Source organism: Plantactinospora sonchi, from assembly GCF_036422035.1.
Taxonomy (GTDB): domain Bacteria; phylum Actinomycetota; class Actinomycetes; order Mycobacteriales; family Micromonosporaceae; genus Plantactinospora; species Plantactinospora sonchi.
Window position 1 is genome coordinate 1 of the sequence record NZ_JAZGQK010000041.1, and the last position, 22,050, is coordinate 22,050.

General features: G+C 72.4%; 16 protein-coding genes. 6 read left to right on the forward strand and 10 right to left on the reverse strand.

Annotated elements, in window-relative coordinates; genetic code table 11:
• Positions 1-106 precede the first annotated feature (106 nt).
• Positions 107-826, reverse strand: a complete 720-nt coding sequence (locus V1633_RS34655) for a hypothetical protein (protein ID WP_331218514.1) — start codon at positions 824-826, stop codon at positions 107-109.
• Between the two features lie 68 nt (positions 827-894).
• Between V1633_RS34655 and V1633_RS34660 the strand changes: the two genes are divergently transcribed.
• From V1633_RS34660 to V1633_RS34670, 3 genes are all read left to right on the forward strand, one after another.
• Positions 895-3,522: a valine--tRNA ligase gene (locus tag V1633_RS34660; RefSeq protein ID WP_331218515.1), complete on the forward strand. Its 2,628-nt coding sequence runs from the start codon at positions 895-897 to the stop codon at positions 3,520-3,522.
• A 102-nt stretch (positions 3,523-3,624) separates the two neighbouring features.
• Entirely contained in the window at positions 3,625-4,896 is a 1,272-nt protein-coding gene (locus V1633_RS34665) for a bifunctional folylpolyglutamate synthase/dihydrofolate synthase (RefSeq protein ID WP_331218519.1), read from the forward strand.
• Positions 4,893-5,423: a DUF4233 domain-containing protein gene (locus tag V1633_RS34670; RefSeq protein ID WP_331218516.1), complete on the forward strand. Its 531-nt coding sequence runs from the start codon at positions 4,893-4,895 to the stop codon at positions 5,421-5,423. Before V1633_RS34665 ends, V1633_RS34670 begins: the two co-directional genes overlap by 4 nt.
• Before the next feature lie 15 nt (positions 5,424-5,438).
• Here the strand turns inward: V1633_RS34670 and V1633_RS34675 are convergent, their stop codons facing one another.
• From V1633_RS34675 to V1633_RS34710, 8 genes are all read right to left on the reverse strand, one after another.
• Positions 5,439-7,244, reverse strand: a complete 1,806-nt coding sequence (locus tag V1633_RS34675; RefSeq protein WP_331218517.1) for a VOC family protein — start codon at positions 7,242-7,244, stop codon at positions 5,439-5,441.
• Between the two features lie 120 nt (positions 7,245-7,364).
• A complete protein-coding gene (gene sigJ / locus V1633_RS34680; RefSeq protein WP_331218518.1) occupies positions 7,365-8,294 on the reverse strand; it encodes an RNA polymerase sigma factor SigJ in 930 nt (309 codons plus the stop codon).
• Positions 8,243-8,683 carry a carboxymuconolactone decarboxylase family protein gene (locus V1633_RS34685; protein ID WP_331218367.1) on the reverse strand — a complete coding sequence of 147 codons (441 nt, stop codon included), beginning with the start codon at positions 8,681-8,683 and terminating at the stop codon, positions 8,243-8,245. Before V1633_RS34685 ends, sigJ begins: the two co-directional genes overlap by 52 nt.
• Positions 8,684-8,843: 160 nt before the next feature.
• Positions 8,844-9,632 (reverse strand): ABC transporter permease, encoded by a 789-nt coding sequence (locus tag V1633_RS34690; RefSeq protein WP_331218366.1) that lies wholly within the window; start codon positions 9,630-9,632, stop codon positions 8,844-8,846.
• Positions 9,633-9,646: 14 nt separating this feature from the next.
• Entirely contained in the window at positions 9,647-10,405 is a 759-nt protein-coding gene (locus tag V1633_RS34695; RefSeq protein ID WP_331218365.1) for an ABC transporter permease, read from the reverse strand.
• Positions 10,406-10,416: 11 nt separating this feature from the next.
• A complete protein-coding gene (locus V1633_RS34700) occupies positions 10,417-11,442 on the reverse strand; it encodes an ABC transporter ATP-binding protein (protein ID WP_331218364.1) in 1,026 nt (341 codons plus the stop codon).
• A 98-nt stretch (positions 11,443-11,540) separates the two neighbouring features.
• Entirely contained in the window at positions 11,541-12,599 is a 1,059-nt protein-coding gene (locus V1633_RS34705) for a helix-turn-helix domain-containing protein (RefSeq protein ID WP_331218363.1), read from the reverse strand.
• A 9-nt stretch (positions 12,600-12,608) separates the two neighbouring features.
• Complete coding sequence (locus V1633_RS34710) at positions 12,609-13,415, reverse strand: hypothetical protein (protein WP_331218362.1); 807 nt, start codon at positions 13,413-13,415, stop codon at positions 12,609-12,611.
• Positions 13,416-13,853: 438 nt separating this feature from the next.
• Here V1633_RS34710 and ileS point away from each other — a divergent pair, with 438 nt between their 5' ends.
• A complete protein-coding gene (ileS, locus tag V1633_RS34715) occupies positions 13,854-17,012 on the forward strand; it encodes an isoleucine--tRNA ligase (RefSeq protein ID WP_331218361.1) in 3,159 nt (1,052 codons plus the stop codon).
• Between the two features lie 226 nt (positions 17,013-17,238).
• The gene (locus tag V1633_RS34720; protein WP_331218360.1) at positions 17,239-17,937 is read left to right on the forward strand and encodes a lysophospholipid acyltransferase family protein; all 699 of its coding nucleotides are present in this window, start codon (positions 17,239-17,241) and stop codon (positions 17,935-17,937) included.
• Between the two features lie 52 nt (positions 17,938-17,989).
• Here the strand turns inward: V1633_RS34720 and V1633_RS34725 are convergent, their stop codons facing one another.
• The gene (locus V1633_RS34725) at positions 17,990-19,795 is read right to left on the reverse strand and encodes a hypothetical protein (RefSeq protein WP_331218359.1); all 1,806 of its coding nucleotides are present in this window, start codon (positions 19,793-19,795) and stop codon (positions 17,990-17,992) included.
• Between the two features lie 249 nt (positions 19,796-20,044).
• Here V1633_RS34725 and V1633_RS34730 point away from each other — a divergent pair, with 249 nt between their 5' ends.
• Positions 20,045-22,030, forward strand: coding sequence for a TIGR03960 family B12-binding radical SAM protein (locus V1633_RS34730; protein WP_331218358.1), 1,986 nt, complete (start codon positions 20,045-20,047; stop codon positions 22,028-22,030).
• Positions 22,031-22,050: the final 20 nt, after the last annotated feature.

Consider the following 22,050-nt stretch of genomic DNA (forward strand, 5'->3'; position numbering starts at 1 on the left):
GACCCTTGAGGGTCGGCCCCACACTTGTTTTCCGGCTCTGTGCCTCTCCCTGTTCTTCTCCGGGGGCAGGAACGGGTGTCCGCCCCCGGGCTAATCAGGCGACCGCTCAGTCGCGGCGCTGCACGGCGGCCCGGATGTCCCGCAGCAGCCCGGCGGACTCGTCGACGGTCCGCCCCGGGAACATCGCCATCACCACGCTGCCATGGTCGGCCCAGCCGCAGATCGCGAAGTCGCCGCCCTCGCCCCTGCTCGTACCGCACTTCATGACTCCGCCCAGCTGTCCGGCGTCCACGTCACGTACGCCGTTGACCGCACCCTCGCCCTCGGAGACCAGGTCGAAGAGCCGGTCGAGGTTGCGCTCGGGCTGCCAGACCAGGGCGGTGCCGCCGAACAGCAGCACGCTGCGGTCCGGTGCGGCCGGATCGGCGTACACGGCACCGATGCTCTGCTCGGCGTCGACGATGTCCGCGGTAAACCCGGTCCGCAGGTAGTCGGCGGTCGTACGGGCCTGTTCGCTGTCATCCAGGCGGAGTCCCGCGACCTCGGCCGGAGTGCTGAGCGTCGCGTCCTTCTCCTGGGCGATCCGCCAACCGACGCTGCTCAGCCCGGCGGCACCGAGCACCGTCAGCGCCAGGACCGAGCCGAGAACGATCCGTCGGCGCCGGGACATCCCGACCGGAGCCGGCGACTCTCCGGTACCCCCGTCGGAGTCGAGTGGGTCGTCGCCGGGTGTGGCCGTCTGGTCCAGTACGACCGGTTCCGACGTCATCTCGATGGGACCCGGATCGACCGATGGACGCCGATCGGAGAGGTGGGCATCGGACATGACCGCCACCGTACGCGAAGGGGGAGGTGGCGCACGACGGACCCGGCGGCGCTCCGTAGACTTTGTGGGTGACCGAGACTCTGGACCCCCACCGCACGCCGACCCCGACCCTGTCCGCCCAGTACCAGCCGGGCGAGGTAGAGAGCCGGCGGTACGAGGCGTGGGTAGCGGCGGGGCACTTCCGGGCCTCGGCCGACAGTGACAAGCCCCCGTTCACCATCGTGATCCCGCCGCCGAACGTGACCGGCTCGCTGCACATGGGCCACGCGTTCGAGCACACCCTGATGGACGCGCTCACCCGGCGTCGTCGGATGCAGGGGTACGAGGCGCTCTGGTTGCCCGGCATGGACCACGCCGGGATCGCCACCCAGAATCTGGTCGAGCGTCAGCTCGCGAGTGACGGGCTCTCCCGGCACGACCTCGGGCGGGAGGCGTTCGTCGAACGGGTCTGGCAGTGGAAGGCCGAGTCCGGCGGCAAGATCCTCGGGCAGATGCGCCGGCTCGGTGACTCGGTGGACTGGGACCGCGAGCGTTTCACCATGGACGAGGGCCTGTCCCGGGCCGTCCAGACGATCTTCAAGAAGTTGTACGACGACGGCCTGATCTACCGCGCCGAGCGGATCATCAACTGGTGCCCGCGCTGCCTGACCGCGCTGTCGGACATCGAGGTGGAGCACACCGACGACGACGGCGAACTCGTCTCCATCCGGTACAGCGACGAGGTGGTGGTCGCCACCACCCGGGCCGAGACCATGCTCGGCGACACCGCGGTCGCGGTGCACCCGGACGACGAGCGGTACAAGCACCTGATCGGCACCGAGGTGGAGCTGCCGCTCACCGGTCGGCGGATCCCGATCGTCGGTGACGAGCACGTCGACCCCAGCTTCGGCACCGGCATGGTCAAGGTGACCCCGGCGCACGACCCGAACGACTTCGAGATCGGGCAGCGGCACGGCCTGCCGTCGCTGACGATCATGGACGAGCGGGGGGTGATCACCGCCCCCGGCCCGTTCGAGGGACTGGACCGGTACGAGGCCCGGCCGGCGATCGTCGCCGCCCTACGGGAGCAGGGCCGGATCGTCGCGGAGAAGCGGCCGTACACGCACGCGGTCGGGCACTGCTCGCGGTGCCGTACGACCGTCGAGCCCCGGCTGTCGCTGCAGTGGTTCGTGAACACCGCACCGCTGGCCCGGGCGGCCGGCGACGCGGTCAGGGACGGTCGGGTGAAGATCGAACCGGCCGACCTGGCCAAGCGCTACTTTGCCTGGGTCGACAACATGCACGACTGGTGCATCTCCCGGCAGCTGTGGTGGGGCCACCGGATCCCGATCTGGTACGGCCCCGACGGCGAGGTCCGCTGCGTCGGCCCCGACGAGGAACCGCCGACCGGCGAGGGCTGGCACCAGGACACCGACGTCCTCGACACCTGGTTCTCCAGCGGGCTGTGGCCGTTCTCCACCCTCGGCTGGCCCGACCAGACCCCGGACCTGGCCAAGTTCTATCCGACCAGCGTCCTGGTGACCGGTTACGACATCCTCTTCTTCTGGGTCGCCCGGATGATGATGTTCGGCCTGTACGCGATGGACGGGCGGCAGCCGTTCGACGTGATCGCGCTGCACGGCATGGTGCGCGACCAGTTCGGCAAGAAGATGTCGAAGTCGTTCGGCAACGTGGTTGACCCGCTGGACTGGATCGACCGCTACGGCGCCGACGCGACCCGGTTCACCCTGGCCCGGGGTGCCAACCCCGGTCAGGACGTGCCGGTCAGCGACGAGTGGTGCCAGGGTTCCCGCAACTTCTGCAACAAGCTCTGGAACGCCACCCGGTTCGCCCTGATGAACGGCGCCCACGTCACCGGCGACCTGCCCGAGCCGGACCGGCTGTCGACCGTGGACCGGTGGATCCTGTCCCGGTTGCAGCAGGTCACCGCCGAGGTCGACCGGCAGTTCGAGGCGTACGAGTTCGCCAAGGTCTGCGACGTGCTCTACCACTTCGCCTGGGACGACGTCTGCGACTGGTACGTCGAACTGGCCAAGCCGGTGCTGGCCGCCGGGGGCGAACCGGCCGAGGCGACCCGGCGGGTGCTGGGCCACGTCCTCGACCAGTTGCTGCGACTGCTGCACCCGGTGGTGCCGTTCGTGACCGACGAGCTCTGGACCGCACTCAACGGTGCGGAGTCCGCGGACGCCTCGGTGATGGTGGCGGCCTGGCCGTCGGCCGTGCCGGCGCTGATCGACGAGGCGGCGGAACGCGAGGTGGCCGAACTCCAGCGGGTCGTCACCGAGATCCGCCGGTTCCGCTCCGACCAGGGGCTGCGTCCGGCGCAGCGGGTGGCGGCCCGACTCGACGGGCTGCCCGCCGCCGGCATCGCCGCACACGAGGGGCTGATCCGGTCGCTCGTCCGGCTCGACGCGGCCGGGGCGGACTTCCAGGCCAGTGCCACGCTCGCGGTCACCGGCGTGGTGACGGTCGCGCTGGACACCCGCGGCTCGATCGACGTCGCCGCCGAACGCGCCCGGCTGGAGAAGGACCGGGCGGCGGCCGAGAAGGAGGTCGCCCAGGCCCGGGGGAAGCTGGCCAATCCCGCGTTTGTCGACAAGGCCCCGGCGCCGGTCGTCGACAAGATCCGGGAGCGGCTGGCCGTGGCCGAGGCGGACCTCGAACGGATCAACGCCGCCCTGGCGGTGTTGGCGTGACGGTGTCCGGAACGACGGGGGAACGCAGTGAGTGAGCGGGGCGGACGGTCGACCGATTTCGGCGCCGTCGAGGCGGAGCTGGCCGACCGGGGGTTCACCCGGATGGTCTTCGACCTGGGGCGGATCGAGGAACTGCTCGACGTACTGGGCAGCCCGCAGCGGGCGTACCCGTCGATCCACCTGACCGGGACGAATGGCAAGACCTCGACCGCTCGCATGATCGACTCGCTGCTCCGGGCGTTCGGGCTGCACACCGGCCGCTACACCAGTCCGCACCTGGAGACCGTCCGGGAGCGGATCAGCCTGGACGGCGAACCGGTCAGCGAGGAACGATTCGTCTCGGTCTACCGCGAGGTGGCGCCGCTGGCCCGGCTCGTCGACGAGCGTGCCGCCGAGCCGCTGACGTACTTCGACATGACCACGGCACTCGCCTTCGCGACCTTCGCCGACGCGCCGGTGGACGTGGCGGTCGTCGAGGTCGGCCTCGGCGGAGCGGAGGACTCCACCAACGTACTGAGCGCGGGGGTGTGCGTGATCACCCCGATCGGGCTGGACCACACCGAGTGGCTCGGCGACACCGTGGAGGACATCGCACTGGCCAAGTCCGGCATCATCCACAAGGGCGCCACGGTGATCTCGGCGACCCAGCCGGAGGAGGCGGTCCGTCCGCTGCTGGAGCGCTGTGTCGAGGTGGACGCCACCATCGCCCGCGAGGGCAGCGAGTTCGGCGTACTGCGGCGGGCCGTGGCGGTCGGCGGGCAGGTGCTGTCGCTGCAGGGGCTCGGCGGCGTCTACGACGAGGTTTTCATCCCGTTGCACGGCGCGCACCAGGCGCAGAACGCGGCGATGGCGCTCGCCGCCGTCGAGGCCTTCCTCGGCGCCGGTGCGGCCCGTCAGCTCGACGTCGAGACGGTGCGCCAGGGCTTCGCCAGCGCCGACTCACCCGGGCGGCTGGAACGGGTCCGGTCCGCGCCGACGATCCTGCTCGACGGCGCGCACAACCCGGCCGGGATGGCGGCGACGGTGACCGCGCTGCAGGAGGAGTTCGCGTTCAGCCGGCTGATCGCCCTGGTCGGGGTGCTCGCCGACAAGGACGCGGCGAGCCTGCTGGAACTGCTGGAGCCGGTGGTGGACGCCGTGGTCGTCACTGAGAACAGCTCGCCGCGGGCGATGCCCGCCGCCGAGCTGGGCCGGCTCGCCGCCGAGATCTTCGGAGAGGACCGGGTCGAGGTGGCCTCGGAACTGCCGGACGCGATCGAGGCGGCGGTGGGCCTGGCGGAAACGGACGTGGTGGGGGAGCTGAGCAGAGTGGGTGTGCTGGTCACGGGCTCGGTGGTCACCGTCGCCGACGCGCGACGACTGTTGAAGCGATGAGCGGGCGGCAGTCCGCCGAGGGACCCGAGGGGGCGGCGCCCCCGGTCGGGCAGGCGGCCCGTGGCGACGGAGCGACGCAGGTCGAGCGGACGGCCCCGGCCGAGCACGCGGCCCCTGACGACCAAGCGGCCCCCGACGAGGGGACGACGCCGGTCGACGGGGCGGCGCGGGTCGGCGGCCCGGGCGGGCGGCCGTCCGGACTACGTAACCCGGAACGGGCGGTACGTGGCCTGGGCGCCCTGACGTTGAGCGTCGAGACCGTCGTCCTGCTCCTCGCCATCCAGCCGATCCGGCTGCTCGGTGGCGACCTGGGGGGTGTCGCCATCGGGGTTGTCGTCGGGCTCGCGGTGCTCGGGGTAGTCCTCGCCGGATGCCTGCGGCGGTCCTGGGCCTGGCACGCCGGCACCGTACTGCAGGCGGTGCTGCTGCTCTCCGGCTTCCTGCACTGGTCGCTCGGCGTACTGGGGCTCATCTTCGCCGCCGTCTGGGTGTACGTACTGCACGTACGCCGGGTCATCCTCGGCTGACCGGTCAGGCGTCCGTCAGCCGGTGGCCCGGTCGCGCCACTGGGTGAGCGCGATACCGTGCCCGTCCGGATCCCGGAACGCGGCGGCCCAGAGTTCGAGTTTCGCGCCCCGGTTGACCGCCCGAGGGGCGTAGGTGAACTTCACGCCCTTGCCGACCAGCTCGTCGTGGACCGCGTGCACGTCGTTGACCTCGAGGTTGAGGTGGACCAGGCGGCGGTTGATCGGCGCCACCTCGCGGATGGCCCGGAGCACCAGCCGGGTCCCGCCGGAGGCGAGGATCGCGTTGCCGTCGCCGCCGTCGATCTCGAAGAAACCGAGGAGGTCCCGGTAGAACGAGATCGAGCGTTCGAGGTCGGTGACGAGCAGGGTGATCCCGACGCCGGCGATCGAGCCCGACTCGCCGAGCCGGGCGGGCGGCGGGGTGGCGATCAGGTCTTCCAGAATCGCCTCGTCGTCCCCGGAGGGTGCGGCCGGGCCGGAACCGGCGGTACCGTGCCCGGCCACCGGGTCAGGCTGCGCGGCGCCGGCGGCCGAGCCCGGGCCGGGGTCGTCCAGGTCGATGTCGATCTCGATGTCCTCCGCCGGACCGCCGGACCGCTGGCCCGGCGCCGGGGACGGACCCGTGGGCCGGACGGTGGCCGTGGACGGGACACCGGTGGACGCCGGGGCGGAGGCGGACGCGGTGGACGCCGGGCCGGACCTGGTTGCCGTCGACGCCGGGCCGGGGGCGGCCGCCGGGGTGCCGGACGGTGGGGTGAACGGTGGCGGTGCGGCGTCGGCCGTCCGCGGCGTCTGCTCCGGTGCCGGCGACTGGAAGGTGGGACCGTCCGGGTCGACCGAACCGGGCACCGTCGCCGCCGAGTAGGTCGTACCAGCGGTCTCCACGGTCGGGCCGGGACTCGGCCGGCGGGACTCGCCGTTCGGGCCCGGGCGGGGGCGGCGCGGCAGCGGCGTGGTGGTCGGCGGCGGCGGCTCGACCAGGGTCCCCTCCAGCACGATCGTCCCGCCCGGTGTCTGGCGTACCACCACCGGTTCGTCGCGGTGTGTGCCGAGGTCGTCGCGGAGTGGCGGAGGGTTGTCGTCGAGCGGGTCGGGGTCCTCGACCACCGGACGCCGGTCGTCATGCCGGGGCAGTTGGTCGTCGTGGAACGGCCTGCCGAGGTCCTCGTCGTGGAACGGCCGACCGAGGCCCTCGTCGTGGAACGGCCGACCGAGGCCCTCGTCAGGAAGGTCGACGAGTGGATCGTCCAGCGGCGCGTCCGGGTACGGGTCGTCCCGACCGCCCCGCGCCCACGGCGGAGTCTCCTGCTCGATCAGGATCTCGTCGCCGAGCGGGTCCAGGCCCTCGAACGGCGGCGGCAGGTCGGCACCCGCCGCGGCCTCGGCGTGGGTCAGCACCTCGTCCCAGAGGATCCGGACGTGCCGCTGATCGTCGATGGCGACCATGATCGGCAGGGTGGCGCCCGGGTCCGGCCACTTCGACACCGGCACCCGAGGGTCCCGGATCTTCACCGAGCGGGCCGGCACCCCCGGCGCGTCGATCACGATCTGCAGCTCACACCGGCCGAAGGCGGACGATGCCGGTGGCTCGGTCACACTGTGCACGTGCCCGATGCCGGTGACCCAGGCCCGGGGACCACTGCGGACAGCGGTGAACGCGACCAGACCGATGGCGAGGGCGAGCAGCGCCACCCCCAGCATGACGATCGCCCAGCTGCGCATCCCCAGGCCGAACAGCATGACAAAGGTGGCGAGGGTGCCCAGCACCGCGGCGACGAGCTTGCGTACCGGCGCGACCTGGCGCCGCCGACCATCTGCCACAGTGGACCTCCCTAGCTAAGGCCAGGCTAGGCCGGATCCGGCGGGAATGGAACGACCGGAGACGGGCTCGCTCGGCCGCGCCGCCGCCTGGCTCGTCACCCCCACCCGCCGCCCGAACCGTCATTCCGGCAGCCGGGACAGCTTTTCCGGGTTTCCGACCAGATAGAGCCCGGTGATCCGGCCCTCCGCCGCGACGACGGTGATCGTGTAGCGGATTCCGGTGGGCCAGCGGAGCAGCGCCCCCGGTCCGCCGTTCAGCTCGACCGGCGCCTCTTCGACCAACGGCCGGCGCCCGTGGATGCCGGCGAAGAACCGGGCGATCCGCTCCGCGCCGTACACCGGCCGGAGAGCCGCCCGGACCCGGCCGCCGCCGTCGGACCAGGCGATGGCCTCGGCTGCCACCAGGCTGGTCAGCCGGTCCAGGTCGCCGTCGCGGGCCGCGGCCAGGAACGCGTCGAGCAGCCGTCGTTGCTCGGCGGCGGTGGCGGTGAACCGGGGCCGGTCGGCGGCGACCCGGGCGGCCGCCCGGTGGTGCAGTTGCCGGCAGTCCGCCACCGACCGGTCGAGGATCTCCGCGATCTCGGCGTACGGCAGTTCGAAGGCGGTGTGCAGTACGTAGACGGCGCGCTCCGGCGGGGTGAGCCGTTCGAGGACGTGCAGCAGGGCGAGAGAGAGGGAGTCCCGCAGTTCGGCGCTGTCCAGCGGGCCGAACGGCGACGACGCGGTGGGCACCGGCTCCGGCAGCCACGGGCCGACGTACGTCTCCCGCGCCGCCTGGCGGGCCCGCAGCCGGTCCAGGGCCAGCCGGGTCACCACCCGGGACAGGTACCGGCGGGGCTCGACCACCGAAGCCCGGTCGACGCCGAGCCAGCGCAGGTACGTCTCCTGCAGCACGTCCTCCGCGTCGTGCAGGCTGCCGAGGAGGCGGTACGCGAGCCCGAGCAGCATCGGCCGGTGCGCCTCGAGCGCACCGGCCGCCTGCACCGCCTCCTCGGCCGTCATCCCTCCGTCGGCGGCGCTGTCCGGCTGGTGATCGCGATCCGGTTCCACACGTTGATTGTGGCGATCGCGACCACCAGGTCCGCCAGTTCCTTTTCCGACCACACCTTGGCGGCGGCCTCCCACACGTCGTTCGGCACCCCGTGCTCGCCGAGCCGGGTGACGGCGTCGGTCAGCGCCAACGCGGTCCGCTCCCGCTCGTCGAAGAAGGGTGCCTCGCGCCACGCGGCCACCGCGAACAGCCGCCGGCTGGACTCGCCCGCGGCGAGCGCCTCCCGACTGTGCATGTCCACGCAGAACGTGCAGCCGTTGATCATCGAGGCCCGCACTTTCACCAGTTCGAGCACGGTGTGGTCCAGGTTCGCCCGGGCGTACTTCTCCAGACCCATCACCGCCTGGTAGGCCTCCGGCGCCACGGACGCGATGTTGATCCGACTCACGACAACCTCCCGCTTCGGGTTCCGTTACGACAGGACGACGCCGCCGGCGGGATCCGGCGTGACAGCCGGGGCTGTGACGGTCAGCACTCGACGGCGGCGCAGGCGACCGGTTTCCGGGCGGCCCCCGTCACGCGGTGTCCGGGACGATTCGACCGCCGGTTCAGAGTGTGTCGAGGGAGGCTCGCCGGCGGCTCTCCGCCTCGAAGACCTTGAGCAGTACGGCGGCGAGTACCGCGTACCCGAGGCCGAGTGCCACCTCGATGGCGAGTGGGCCGGCGGCGGCGGTCAGGCCGTCGCCGTCGACCAGCCGGCGGGCCGCCTCGGCCGCGTGGGTGATCGGCAGTACCGCGCCGACCGCCCGCATTCCGGCGGGCAGCTCCGCCGCCGGCACGTTCACCCCGGTGAGCAGCAGCAACAGTGTCACCGACACGTTCGACACCAGCCACACGTCGCGGAACCGCAGACCGATCGCGCCCAACGTCAAGCCGAAGAAGCCACACGTCAGCGATGCGGCGGCGAGGACGAGCAGCAGCCCGGGCAGCGCCTCCGGCGGAATCCGCAGACCGAGCAGCAACGCGCCGCCGGCCAGCGTGCAGGCCGCGATCAGCAGCCCGTTGCCGGCGTACGGGAGGGCCCGCCCGAGGAAGACGGCGGTACGGCTGCGCGGGGAGAGCAGTACGTGGCCGAGGGTGCCGAACCGGCGTTCGTTGGAGACCGCCATCGTGCCGCCGAAGACGCACGCGGACGAGGCGGCCAGTACGGCGTTGCCGACGATGTAGAACGTGTCGTCCGCGACGCCGAGCTGACGGCCGAGGTAGGCGAAGAAGAGCAGCTGGAACAGGGGTCCGACGAGCAGGGTGCCGACGAACATCGACGGGGTCGTCCAGTTGAACAGCGCGCGGTAGGCGATCACGCCGCCGACGCCGACGAGACGGAACAGGCTGGTCATCGAAGCGGACCTCCTCAGGCGAGGGCGAGGGTGGCGGCGGCGCGGGCCCGACGTTCGACCCGGGACATGGCGAGCGCGCCGAGCGCGAGACAGCCGAGGCTGATCGCCAGGCAGATCCCCAGCGACGGCCAGACGGGTCCGCTGCCGGTCGCCGCCTCGCGGACCGCCCGGGCACCCCAGGTGGTGGGGAGCACGGCGCCGATCGGGGTGGTCCAGCCGGGTAGCGCGGTGACCGGCACGAGCATGCCGGAGACCAGCCAGATCGGATAGTCCAACGGGTTGGCCAGCGCGTTCGCGTTGCGCAGCAGGACAAACGTGGCCGCCAGCAGCAGCCCGAACATGCCCAGGGCGAGCACACAGCCGGGGACCGCGACCGCGAAGGCGAGCGGATCGGCGAAGTCGAGCGGGATGCCGTACAGCAGGCGGCCCCAGAGCAGGGTCGCGATCATGGCGTACGTGCCGGTGAGCGCGGTGGCGAGGGTGATCGGCAGGATGACCAGCGCCGGCGACCGGGGTGCCAGGATGAGCATCTCCAGGGTGCCCTGCCAGCGTTGGTTCTGGATCGCGCCGCCGGAGCCGAACAGCACCGACGACCAGATGCCCATCAGACCGGCGCCGACCGCCGCCTCCAGCAGCCGGTCCGGCTGGCCGCCGGCCCGGAACAGGTAGACCGCCAGGGTCGCCTGGACCACCGGCAGCAGGACCGCGATGGTGATCTCCAGGGAGGAGCGGCTCTGGTGCTTGACGTGCAGCAGGGCCCCGAGCGCGATCATCCGCAGCGTCCTCACACCGGCACCGCCGTACCGCTGAGGGCCGGTTCGGGGGCGTCGGCCGCTGTCGTACCGCTGACGATCGCCACGTAGGCGTCCTCCAGGGTGGGCTGGCGGCTCAGCACCCGGCCCAACCGGATCCCGGCCAACACCCGCAGCACCTCGGCCTGTACGTCGGTGCCCGCCGCCGACTGCACGGTGAGCAGCTGGACGGCGCCGAGCACCCGCAGGCTCGCCTCCCGTACGCCGGGCAGCTGGTGGATCTCGGCGAGTTGCCGGTCGGTCACCCCGTACGCCTCGACCTCCAGCACCTGCCGGCCCTCGGCGTGCCGCTTGAGGTCGGCGGGCGTACCCGAGGCGCGGATCCGACCACCGGCGATGACCGCGATCCGGTCGCAGAGTTCGTCCGCTTCCGCCATGTAGTGCGTGGTCAGCAGTACCGTCGTGCCGTTCGCCGCCAGGTCGGCGACGGTCTGGCGCAGTTCCCGGGCGGCGACCGGGTCCACCCCGATCGACGGCTCGTCGAGGAAGAGGACCTCGGGGTGGTGCAGCAGCCCGCGCGCGATGTGCAACCGCTGGCGCATGCCCCGGGAGTAGCCCTCGACCCGCTCGCTGTCCCGCCCGGTGAGCCCGACCAGGTCGAGCAGTTCGTCGATCCGGTGCCGCTGCTCCCGGGGCGCGACCCCGTGGAGTTCGGCGAAGTAGCGCAGGTTGTCCCGGGCGGAGAGCCGGTCGTAGAGACCCCGGTCGCCGCCGAAGACGTACCCGATCCGACGCCGGACCTCCCGGGTCTGGCGTACCACGTCGTAGCCGGCCACCCGGGCGGTGCCGGAGGTCGGGAGGAGCAGGGTGTTCAGCAGCTTGATGGTGGTGGTCTTGCCGGCGCCGTTCGGGCCGAGCAGGCCGAACAGCTCGCCCCGGCGTACGGCCAGGTCGACTCCGCGTACCGCCACCACCTCCCGACGCCGGGGCCGTAACCACCCGGTACGGCTGCGGTAGGTGCGGTGCAGCCCGACCGCCTCGATCGCGTACTCGCTCATGGCGGCGACGCTAGGGAGCCGACCCTGACCGGCGGAAACGATTCGGCGTGCACCGAATGTGCGGGGCCGGGCCGCCGGTGGCCCGGCCGGGGTGGGGGTCAGGACGCGCGGGGTGCGCCCGAATCGGATTCGGCCGGGTCGGCGACGCCGGTGCCGAGCGGTTCGACACCGAGCAGGGTGACCAGTGCGAGCCCGGCCGGTTCCAGGCCGTACAGCACCCGGCGGCCGACCCGGCGCCGGTTGACCACGCCCGCCGCGAGCAGCGCGCCGAGGTGTTCGGAGACGGTGCTGGGGGCGAGGCCGAGGGTCGCGGCGAGCCCGGCGGTGCTGGCCGGCCGGCCCAGTGCGCGCAGCACGGCGGCCCGGCCCCGGCCGACCAGGACGGCGAGCCGGTCGGTGCCGGTCTCCGGGGCCGTGGCCGGCCCGTCGTCGGCCAGTACCGCGGCGCCCCGGGCCTGGTAGGAGACCGCGACCACCTCCGGATGCTCGGCGGAGCAGACCAGGGCGCCGCGCGAGAAGATCAACGGGATGAGCAGCAGACGCTGGTCGGCGGCCTGGAAGCTCTGCTCGTGCGACTTCACCAGGGTGAGGGTGGGACGCTGCCAGCGCACCCGCTCGTGCAGGTCGGCCAGGAGCGCGTCCGGCCCGTCGGCGGCGAGGGCCCGGGCCCGGTGCAGCACCTCCTCGTCCAGGGCGGCCCGCATCTGCCCCCAGAACGGCGCCATCGCCGCCGCCCAGTACGCGGCGAGGCCGTCGGCGAGCCGGTCCAGGGCCCGGGACGGGTCGTCCCGGAACGGGCGCAGCCACGGCGGTGGTTCGCCGGCCGGATGTCGCCGGAGCTGCTCCTCGATCGTCTCCGGGGCGGTCGCCCGCAACCCGGCCAACTCCTCCTCGATGCTGGGGGAGGCGGTGGGCGGCACCGGGGAGAGGAAGTCGGGCAACCAGGTGGCGGCCGTCAGGTACAACCGGACCGGCGCGGCGGCCGGCACCTCGGCGAGCACCCGCCGGGCCCGCCGCCCCCAGGCGGTGTACGGCCACGGCGGCGGTGCGTCGCCGTGGCGGGCCAGCAGGTAGAGCCCGCACACCGTCTCCCACAGCGGGCTGATCGCGATCCGGGTACGCGCCACCGTCGGCTCGTCCAACTGGATGCGGATCACGGCAGCAGCCTAGTCGCCGCCCCCGACCGCCCGGAGCAGCTCGGTGGCCAGGTCGACGGCGGTCTTCCGGGCCAGCCCGGTGACCTTCGGGCCGGTGCTGTCCGGCCGGAACGTGAGCACGTCGACGCTGATCAGCAGCGGCCCGTGGGCGAAGACGAGCCGGGCCTCGCCCGGAACCAGGCTGATGTTCTGATCCGCCGGCACCCGTCGTACCGTTCCGGTGCTGAGCCTGGCCTGGACCTCGCCGAGCCGGACCGTCCCGACGGCCCGTCGGGCGGGCATCGGCGTGTAGGTGACGGTGAAGTCGGTGGCACAGCGGGCCCGGCCGGCCCGCTCCATGACCTCCTCGACGATCCCGTCGCTGGCGAAACCGGTCACCTCGATCTCGACCACGGTGGTCGGCCCGTCGACCCCCTGGAACGCGCCGGTCGGATTGACCTCGATCAGCCCGGTGAAGACCGGGGTGGGCGGCGCGAACGGCTCTCCGGGCCGCTCCTCGGCGGTCAGCAGCCCGCACGGATTGTGGCCGTGCCCGTCGAGCTCCTGCTCGTCCGTCATCACCTCCGGCGGCGGCACGGTGCCGTGTTCGCCGGCGATCGCGGTGAGCACCGGGAAGAGCGCCTCCGGGTCGTACGGCGGCCCGGGCACGCGGGGCGACGGCGTGACCGATCCGGGCGACGGTGGAACCGATCCGGGCGGCGACGGCGGGACGACCGGCGTGGGCTGCGGCCCGGTGCAGCCGGCGGTCAGCAGGACGGCCACGAGCGCCGTCCGGCGCCAGGCCCCGGAACGTGTCCGGTGCGCGGCGTACTCCATCTCGGGCCCCCGTTCCCTGCGGACGCGGTGGACACCGGCCCCTCGGCCCCGCGCGCCGACCCAGGATAGGGCGCCCCGGTCCGGCGCGCGGTCCCCTGACACCGCCGCCGTCGCCGACTCGCGGCGCACGGTCGGTGCCGGGACGGATATCGGCTGGGGACGGCCGGAGGGGTCGAGTATCGTTGGGGGTCACAGGCGTCGACCCGGCCATCACCGGCGAGCCTCCGGAAGAACAGGCGTCACCGGTCGGGAACGGTCGGCGACGCCCCAGTAGAACCGGACGGGAGCGGCCCGTCACAGCCGGCCAACGAGCGGGTGGTCGATTCCGGCCACCAAGCGGGGTGGTACCGCGGGTCCGCGGGCGCCGGTCACGGCGTACCAGGGCTCGTCCTCGCAGACCACTGACCAGTGAGCTGCACCGAGGAGAAACGACCCGCGATGGCGTACCCCAAGAACGCCCCCGCCGGCACGGGCGTGCCGGCCAGTCCCGACCTGCCGGCGGTCGAGCGCCGCGTGCTCGACGAGTGGACGGCGGACAAGACCTTCGAGGCCAGCGTCGAGGCCCGCGATCCGGGACCGGACGGCGGCAACGAGTTCGTCTTCTACGACGGCCCGCCGTTCGCCAACGGCCTGCCGCACTACGGCCACCTGCTGACCGGCTACGCCAAGGACGTGATCCCGCGCTACCAGACGATGCGCGGCCGCCGGGTGGAGCGCCGGTTCGGCTGGGACTGCCACGGTCTGCCGGCCGAGGTGGAGGCGGAGAAGCAGCTCGGCATCACCACCAAGGCGGAGATCATCGATCTCGGGGTGGCCCGGTTCAACGACGCCTGCCGCACGTCGGTGCTCGCCTACACTCACGAGTGGGAGCGGTACGTCAACCGCCAGGCCCGGTGGGTCGACTTCGGCAACGACTACAAGACGCTGGACCTCAACTACATGGAAAGCGTCATGTGGGCGTTCAAGCAGCTGCACGGGAAGGGCCTCGTCTACGAGGGCTTCAGCGTGCTGGCGTACTGCTGGCGCTGTGAGACGCCGCTGTCGAACACCGAGACCCGGATGGACGACGTCTACCGGGACCGACACGACCCGACGCTGACCGTCTGGTTCACCCTCACCCCGGACGGGACCGCACCGGAGCTGGTGCGCGGGCCGGTCAGGGTCGGGGTCTGGACCACCACGCCGTGGACCCTGCCGTCGAACCTGGCGCTCGCCGTCGGCCCGGACATCGAGTACGCCGTCCTGGAGCGGGACGGGGAGCGGTACGTCGTCGGGGCGGCCCGGCTCGGGGCGTACGCCAAGGAGCTGGAGGGCTTCACCCAGGTCGGCACGGTGTACGGCCGGGACCTGGTCGGACGCCGCTACACCCCGCTCTACGACTTCCTGGTCGAGCCGGCCGGCCCGAACGCGTACCAGGTGCTCGGCGCGGAGTTCGTCACCACCGAGGACGGCACCGGGGTGGTGCACCTGGCGCCCGCCTTCGGCGAGGACGACCAGAAGGCGTGCAACGCGGCCGGGATCCCGACCATCGTCACCGTCGACGACCACACCCGGTTCACCGCGCTGGTTCCGCCGTACCAGGGGGAGCAGGTCTTCGACGTCAACAGGTCGGTGATCCGCGAGCTGAAGGAGCGCGGGGTGGTGCTCCGGCAGGACACCTACACCCACGCGTACCCGCACTGCTGGCGCTGCGACACCCCGCTGGTGTACAAGGCGGTCTCCTCCTGGTTCGTCGCGGTCACCAAGGTCAAGGACCGGATGGTCGAGCTGAACCAGCAGATCAACTGGACGCCGGGGCACGTCAAGGACGGCTCGTTCGGCAAGTGGCTGGCGAACGCCCGGGACTGGTCGATCAGCCGGAACCGGTTCTGGGGCTCACCGATCCCGGTCTGGAAGTCCGACGACCCCAACTATCCCCGGGTCGACGTCTACGGCTCCCTCGAAGAGCTGGAGCGTGACTTCGGGGTGAAGGTCACCGACCTGCACCGCCCGGTGATCGACGAGCTGACCCGGCCGAACCCGGACGACCCGACCGGGAAGTCCACCATGCGTCGGGTGCCGGAGGTGCTGGACTGCTGGTTCGAGTCCGGGTCGATGCCGTTCGCCCAGGTGCACTACCCGTTCGAGAACCGGGAGTGGTTCGAGAACCACTACCCGGGCGACTTCATCGTCGAGTACCTGCCGCAGGTGCGGGGCTGGTTCTACACCATGCACGTGGTCGCCACCGCGCTGTTCGACCGGCCGGCGTTCCGCAACGCGGTGGTGCACGGCATCGTGCTCGGCGAGGACGGGCGCAAGATGTCCAAGAGCCTGCGCAACTACCCGGACGTCTACGAGATGTTCGACCGGTACGGCTCGGACGCGATGCGCTGGACGCTGATGGCGTCACCGGTGCTGCGCGGCGGGGACGTGGTGGTCAGCGAGACGGCGATCCGGGACTCGGTACGCCAGGTGCTGCTGCCGTACTGGAACGTCTGGTACTTCTTCACCCTGTACGCGAACGCGGAGGGGTACTCGGCGGTCCGGCGTACCGACTCGACGCACCTGCTCGACCGGTACGTCCTGGCCAAGACCGGGGAACTGGTCTCCACGGTGCAGGCGCAGCTCGACGCGTACGACATCTCCGCTGCCTGCGGCTCGGTCCGGTCGTTCCTGGACGCGCTGACCAACTGGTACGTCCGGCGGTCCCGGGACCGGTTCTGGTCCGGCGACCGGGACGCCTTCGACACCCTGCACACGGTGCTGGAGACGGTGAGCCGGGTGCTCGCCCCGCTGGCCCCGCTCACCGCCGAGGAGGTCTGGCGGGGGCTGACCGGGGACCGGTCGGTGCACCTGACCGACTGGCCGGACGCGACCGAGTTCCCGGCCGACCACGACCTGGTGGCCGCGATGGACGCGACCCGGAACGTCGCCTCGGCGGCCCTGTCGCTGCGCAAGGCGAAGGGGCTGCGGGTCCGGCTGCCGCTGTCGAAGCTGACCGTGGCCAGCCCGGCCGCGGCGACCCTGCGGCCCTTCGCCGACCTGGTCGCCGACGAGGTCAACGTCAAGACGGTCGAGTTCAGCGACGAGCTGACCGACTACTGCCAGCAGGTGCTGACCGTGGTGCCCCGGGCGCTCGGTCCCCGGGTCGGCAAGCAGGTCCAGGCCGTGATCAAGGCGGTCAAGGCCGGCGACTGGTCGCTGGTCGAGGGCGTACCGGAGGCGGCCGGAATCCGGCTGGAGGCCGGCGAGTACGAGCTGAAGCTGGTCGCGGCCGACGCCGAGCACTCCGCACCGCTGCCCGCTGGCGAGGGCGTGGTGGTGCTGGACACCACGGTCACCCCCGAACTGGCCGCCGAAGGGCTGGCCCGGGACGTGATCCGGGTGGTGCAGCAGGCCCGCCGGGACGCCGGTCTGGACGTGTCGGACCGGATCGACCTGCTGGTCGGGGCACCGCAGGAGGTGACCTCGGCGGTCGGGGCGTACCGGGACTTCGTGGCCCGGGAGGTGCTGGCGGAGACGATCGCCTTCACCGACCGGGAGCAGGTCGGCGACACCGGCTTCGCCGGTGAGGTCGGCGACGGCGAACCGGTGACGGTGGTGGTACGCCAGCGGTGACCTCGGCGCGGGCGGGCGACACGTCCGGCGTATCGCCCGCACCGCGTCCGGCGTATCGCCCGCACCGCGTCCGGCGTATCGCCCGCACCGCGTCCGGTATGTCGCCCGTACCGCGTCCCGTATGTCTGCGCGCACGGAGTCCCGACGTGTGCCGGTCACCCGAACCGGTCGGCCGGGCGTCGGCTACCGTGACAGCGCCCGACCACCCCCGACCGCCGGAGGTCCCGTGCCGCTGCTCTACACCATCGGCCAGCACACCGTCGGCGCCGCCCTGCGGCTCGCCTGGCGTCCCACCGTCGAAGGCCTGGAGAACATTCCGGCGACCGGCGGTGCGATCTTCGCGGGCAACCATCTCTCCGTCGCCGACGAACTCTTCCTCGGTGCGGTGGTTCCCCGGCACCTCGCCTTCTGGGCGAAGGCGGAGTACTTCACCGGCACCGGAGTCCGAGGCTGGCTGACCAGGTCGGTTGTGGAAGGGCTCGGCGCGATCCGGGTCGAGCGCAGCGGTGGCCGGGCCGCCCTCTCCGCCTTTGACGGCGCCGTGCCGGTGCTGCGGGCGGGGGACCTGGTCGCGCTCTACCCGGAGGGGACCCGGTCACCGGACGGGCGGCTCTACCGGGGGCGTACCGGCGTGGCCCGCCTGGCCCTGGCCGCCGAGGTACCGGTGATCCCGGTCGGGATGATCGGTACGGAGAAGGTCCAGCCGATCGGGGCCCGGATGCCCCGGCTCGGCGCGGGGAAGGTGACGGTGCGGTTCGGCAAGCCGCTCGACTTCACCGGCCGGCCGACGGACCGGAGTTCGCTGCGTGAGATCACCGACGAGGTCATGGTGGAGATCCAGAAACTGACCGGTCAGGAGTACGTGCCCCGGTACGCCCCGGCGCGTACCGGCGGGGACGACGGTATCCCGACGGTGGGGAGCTGAGCCGCGTCGCGCCCTGACGACGGTTGTCGAACCTCCGGACCGCCGGCCGGCCTCACTCCCGTAGCACGATCTCCGTACGCATCGCGGCCAGCAGTTCCGCGCTCTCGTCCAGGCTCCGCCGGGTGAACAGCCCGGTGACCAGGCTGCCGTGGTCCGCGGTGGTGCAGAGGACAACGGACTCGCCGTCCTCCTTGCCGGTGGTACAGCTGCGGTACTCGCCCCGGACGTCGGTCTTGACCGGTTCTGCCGTGGCGAGGTTGTACTGCTCGCGGAGCTCGTCCTGCTCCTTCGTCACATCAGACTCGGGGTTCAGCCGGAACCCCGTGGTGCCGAAGATCGTCACCCGCTTGCCGGATCCGTCACGGTAGACGGCCGCGAACGTCCCCTCGGCCAACCAGTTCCTGGCCCGCAGGTCCGCCTTGAGGTCCCCGACCGCCCGCTCGCCGTCCCCGTCGTCCTGCAGCCGCAGGTCACGTACCTGCTGCGGCAGGGGATCCGCCGGCTGGGCTGGGTACTGGTCCCAGACGGGCCAGAGGTAGTAGCCCGGCACACCGCAGCAGCAGAAGACGCTGAGCAGGGTCAGTACGAGCATGACCCGGGGCCAGCGCCGGCGACGTCGTACCGGGATCGGGACGTAACCCTGCGGTGGCTTCCAACCCGGCGGTGTCGCCTGGGGCGGGGCCGTGGACTTGCGTCGTTTCCGTCGGCTCGGCTGGGGCGGCGCGACCGGTGCCGGTGGGGGTGGCGGGGGCGCCGCCTTCGGGCGTGCTGGTTTCCGGCGGGGTGTCGGCTCGGGTGTCTGCCGTGGTCGGGGAACCGACGGTGCGCCGGGCGGGTGCGGTGTGGGCGCCGGTGGCGGTGGCCCGGCGGGCGAGGGGAAGACCCGGGTGGGCGACAACTGTCGCGGCGGGCTCACCGGGTGCGGCGGCGGGCTCACCGGGTGCGGCGGCGGGCTCACCGGGTGCGGGGGCGGGCTCACCGGCGCGGCCGGCTCCACCCTGGTGGGGTGGGCGGCCGCAGCGGTGTGCCCGGTCGACGGGTGGAGCGGCTGGCCGCCGGCCGGCGGGTAGGCGGGTGACGCCAACCAGGGGTCGTCGGCGGTACCCGCCCAGGGATCCACCGGGGTCGGCATCTCGGCATCGTCGGACTCGACGGTCGGCATCCGCAGCGTCGGGTCCGGCCGGCGCGGCCCCGTCGACGGGCGGTCCGGGCCCGGCGTCGCCGATGCCGGCGGTCCGGCCGGTGCGGCCGGCTCGTCGCCGCCGCCCAGCCAGCGGCGCCGGCGACGGTTCTGTGGCGGCGGTACCGCCGCCGAACCGGTCCAGCGGGGCGCGGCGACCCGGGTCGGCTCCGGTGCCGGCCCGGCCGCACCGGTGACCGGCGACGGGTCCGCCGCGTCGGCGCCCGCGGGTCCGTCCGGCGGCGCGCTCCCGGCGTTGGCTGCCGGTCCGGTCCGCGCCGGCTCGGCGTCGACGGTGGCCGGACGGGTCGGTACGTCGGTGCCGTCGTCCGGCTGTGCGGCGGGTTCGGTCCGGCGGGTCGGTGTGTCGGTGTCGTCGTCCCGGCCCGCCGCGTCGGTCGGTGCGGTGGGGTCCGGCGCCCGGTCGGGCTCTGGGTCCGTGCCCGGGGGCGGACGGTCGGGGTCGGCACCGGCCCCCACCGGCCGGTCGGGACCGGTGGTGGGGTCGACCGGGGTGCCCGAGTCCGCCGCGCCGCTGGTCGGCGAGGTCTCCACCCGGGGCGCCGTGCGGTCCCGATCGTCGGAACCGCCGGCCGGTGGCGGCTCGACCGGCTCCGGCTGCCCGGGTGCGGTGGCTCGGCCTGCCGGCTGACCCTCGTCCGGCTGAGGCTGACGCATCGTGCGGCTCTCCTCTCGCGCCCGTCCGAGGTTAGTACCGGCGTACCAGTTCGTCCGGTCGACGTCTGAGCTGTGCCGGTCCGCCCCGTGTCGTGACGGACCGCGTCGATCCGGGCACAACCAGGTGGGTCGAGTGCACCGGCGCCGACGACGGCTCGGGATAGAGTTCCTACCCGATCGGGTCGCGGAAGCTACGCGTACCCTGGATTGTTGGTCGGGTCCCTGCGAGTTGTTGTTCCGGGAGGTTCCATGAGCGCCGCGTCGGCCGCCGCGAGCAGGTCTGCGGCGATGACGGTCTGGCCGCAGCTCGAACCGCTGCTGCCCCAGGTGAGCAAGCCGATCCAGTACGTCGGCGGTGAACTGGGCGCGGTGGTGAAGGACTGGGAGTCGGCCGTCGTCCGGTGGGCGCTGATGTATCCCGACGCGTACGAGGTGGGCCTGCCCAACCAGGGCGTGCAGATCCTCTACGAGGTGCTCAACGAGCTGCCTGACGTCCTGGCCGAGCGGACGTACGCGGTCTGGCCGGACCTGGAACGGCTGATGCGCGCCAACGGCGTGCCGCAGTTCACCGTCGAGGCGCACCGGCCGGTCGGCGCGTTCGACCTGTTCGGCATCTCGTTCGCCACCGAGCTGGGCTACACCAACCTGCTCACCGCCATCGACCTGGCCGGGATCCCGCTGCTCGCCGCGGACCGGACCGACGCGCACCCGGTGATCGTGGCCGGCGGTCACGCCGCGTTCAACCCCGAGCCGATCGCCGACTTCATCGACGCGGCGGTGCTCGGCGACGGCGAGGAAGCCGTCCTGGAGATCACCGAGATCGTCCGGGGCTGGAAGCAGGAGGGCTGCCCGGGAGGCCGGGACGAGCTGCTGCTGCGGCTGGCCCGGACGGAGAGCGTCTACGTACCGCGCTTCTACGACGTCGACTACCTGCCCGACGGTCGGATCCAGCGGGTGGTGCCGAACCGGCCGGACGTACCGTTCCGGGTGCACAAGCGCACGACGATGGACCTGGACGCCTGGCCGTACCCGAAGAAGCCGATCGTGCCGCTGGCCGAGACGGTGCACGAGCGGTACGCGGTGGAGATCTTCCGGGGTTGCACCCGGGGCTGCCGGTTCTGCCAGGCCGGCATGATCACCCGTCCGGTCCGGGAGCGGTCGATCACCACCGTGGGGCAGATGGTGCAGCAGGGGCTGGAGTACTCCGGTTTCCACGAGGTGGGTCTGCTGTCGCTGTCGTCGGCCGACCACTCGGAGATCGGTGACATGTGCTCCGGGCTGGCCCAGCAGTACGAGGGCACCAACGTCTCGCTGTCGCTGCCGTCCACCCGGGTCGACGCGTTCAACATCGACCTGGCCCAGGAGCTGAGCCGCAACGGGCGGCGTACCGGGCTGACCTTCGCCCCGGAGGGCGGCTCGGAGCGGATCCGTCGGGTGATCAACAAGATGGTGTCGGAGGAGGACCTCATCCGCACCGTCGTCACCGCCTACACCAACGGCTGGCGGCAGGTGAAGCTCTACTTCATGTGCGGTCTGCCGACCGAGACCGACGAGGACGTACTGCAGATCGCCCGGCTCGCGCACGAGGTGATCAAGGCGGGGCGGGCGGCGACCGGCTCGAAGGACATCCGCTGCACGGTCTCGATCGGCGGGTTCGTGCCGAAGCCGCACACCCCGTTCCAGTGGGCGTCGATGGAACGTCCCGAGGTGATCGACAACCGGCTCAAACTGCTCAAGCAGGCGATCAACGCCGACCGGTCACTCGGCCGGGCGATCGGGTTCCGCTACCACGACGGCGAGCCGTCGCTGATCGAGGGCCTGCTCAGCCGAGGTGACCGCCGGGTCGGCGCGGTGATCCGGAAGGTCTGGGAGGACGGCGGCCGGTTCGACGGCTGGAGCGAGCACTTCTCCTTCCAGCGCTGGGTGGACGCCGCCGCCGAGGTACTGCCGACGTTCGGCGTCGACCTCGACTGGTACACCGTCCGGGAGCGCGAGGAGACCGAGGTGCTGCCCTGGGACCACCTCGACTCCGGCCTGGACAAGGACTGGCTCTGGCAGGACTGGCAGGACGCCATGTCCGAGTTCGAGCAGGACGACTGCCGGTGGACCCCCTGCTTCGACTGCGGGGTCTGCCCGTCCATGGACACCGAGATCCAGATCGGGCCGACCGGCAAGAAGTTGCTGCCGCTGACCCCGGTCAACGGGCTACGGGCACCGGCCGGCGCCCACCACTGACCGTTCGATCCGGCCGGCCG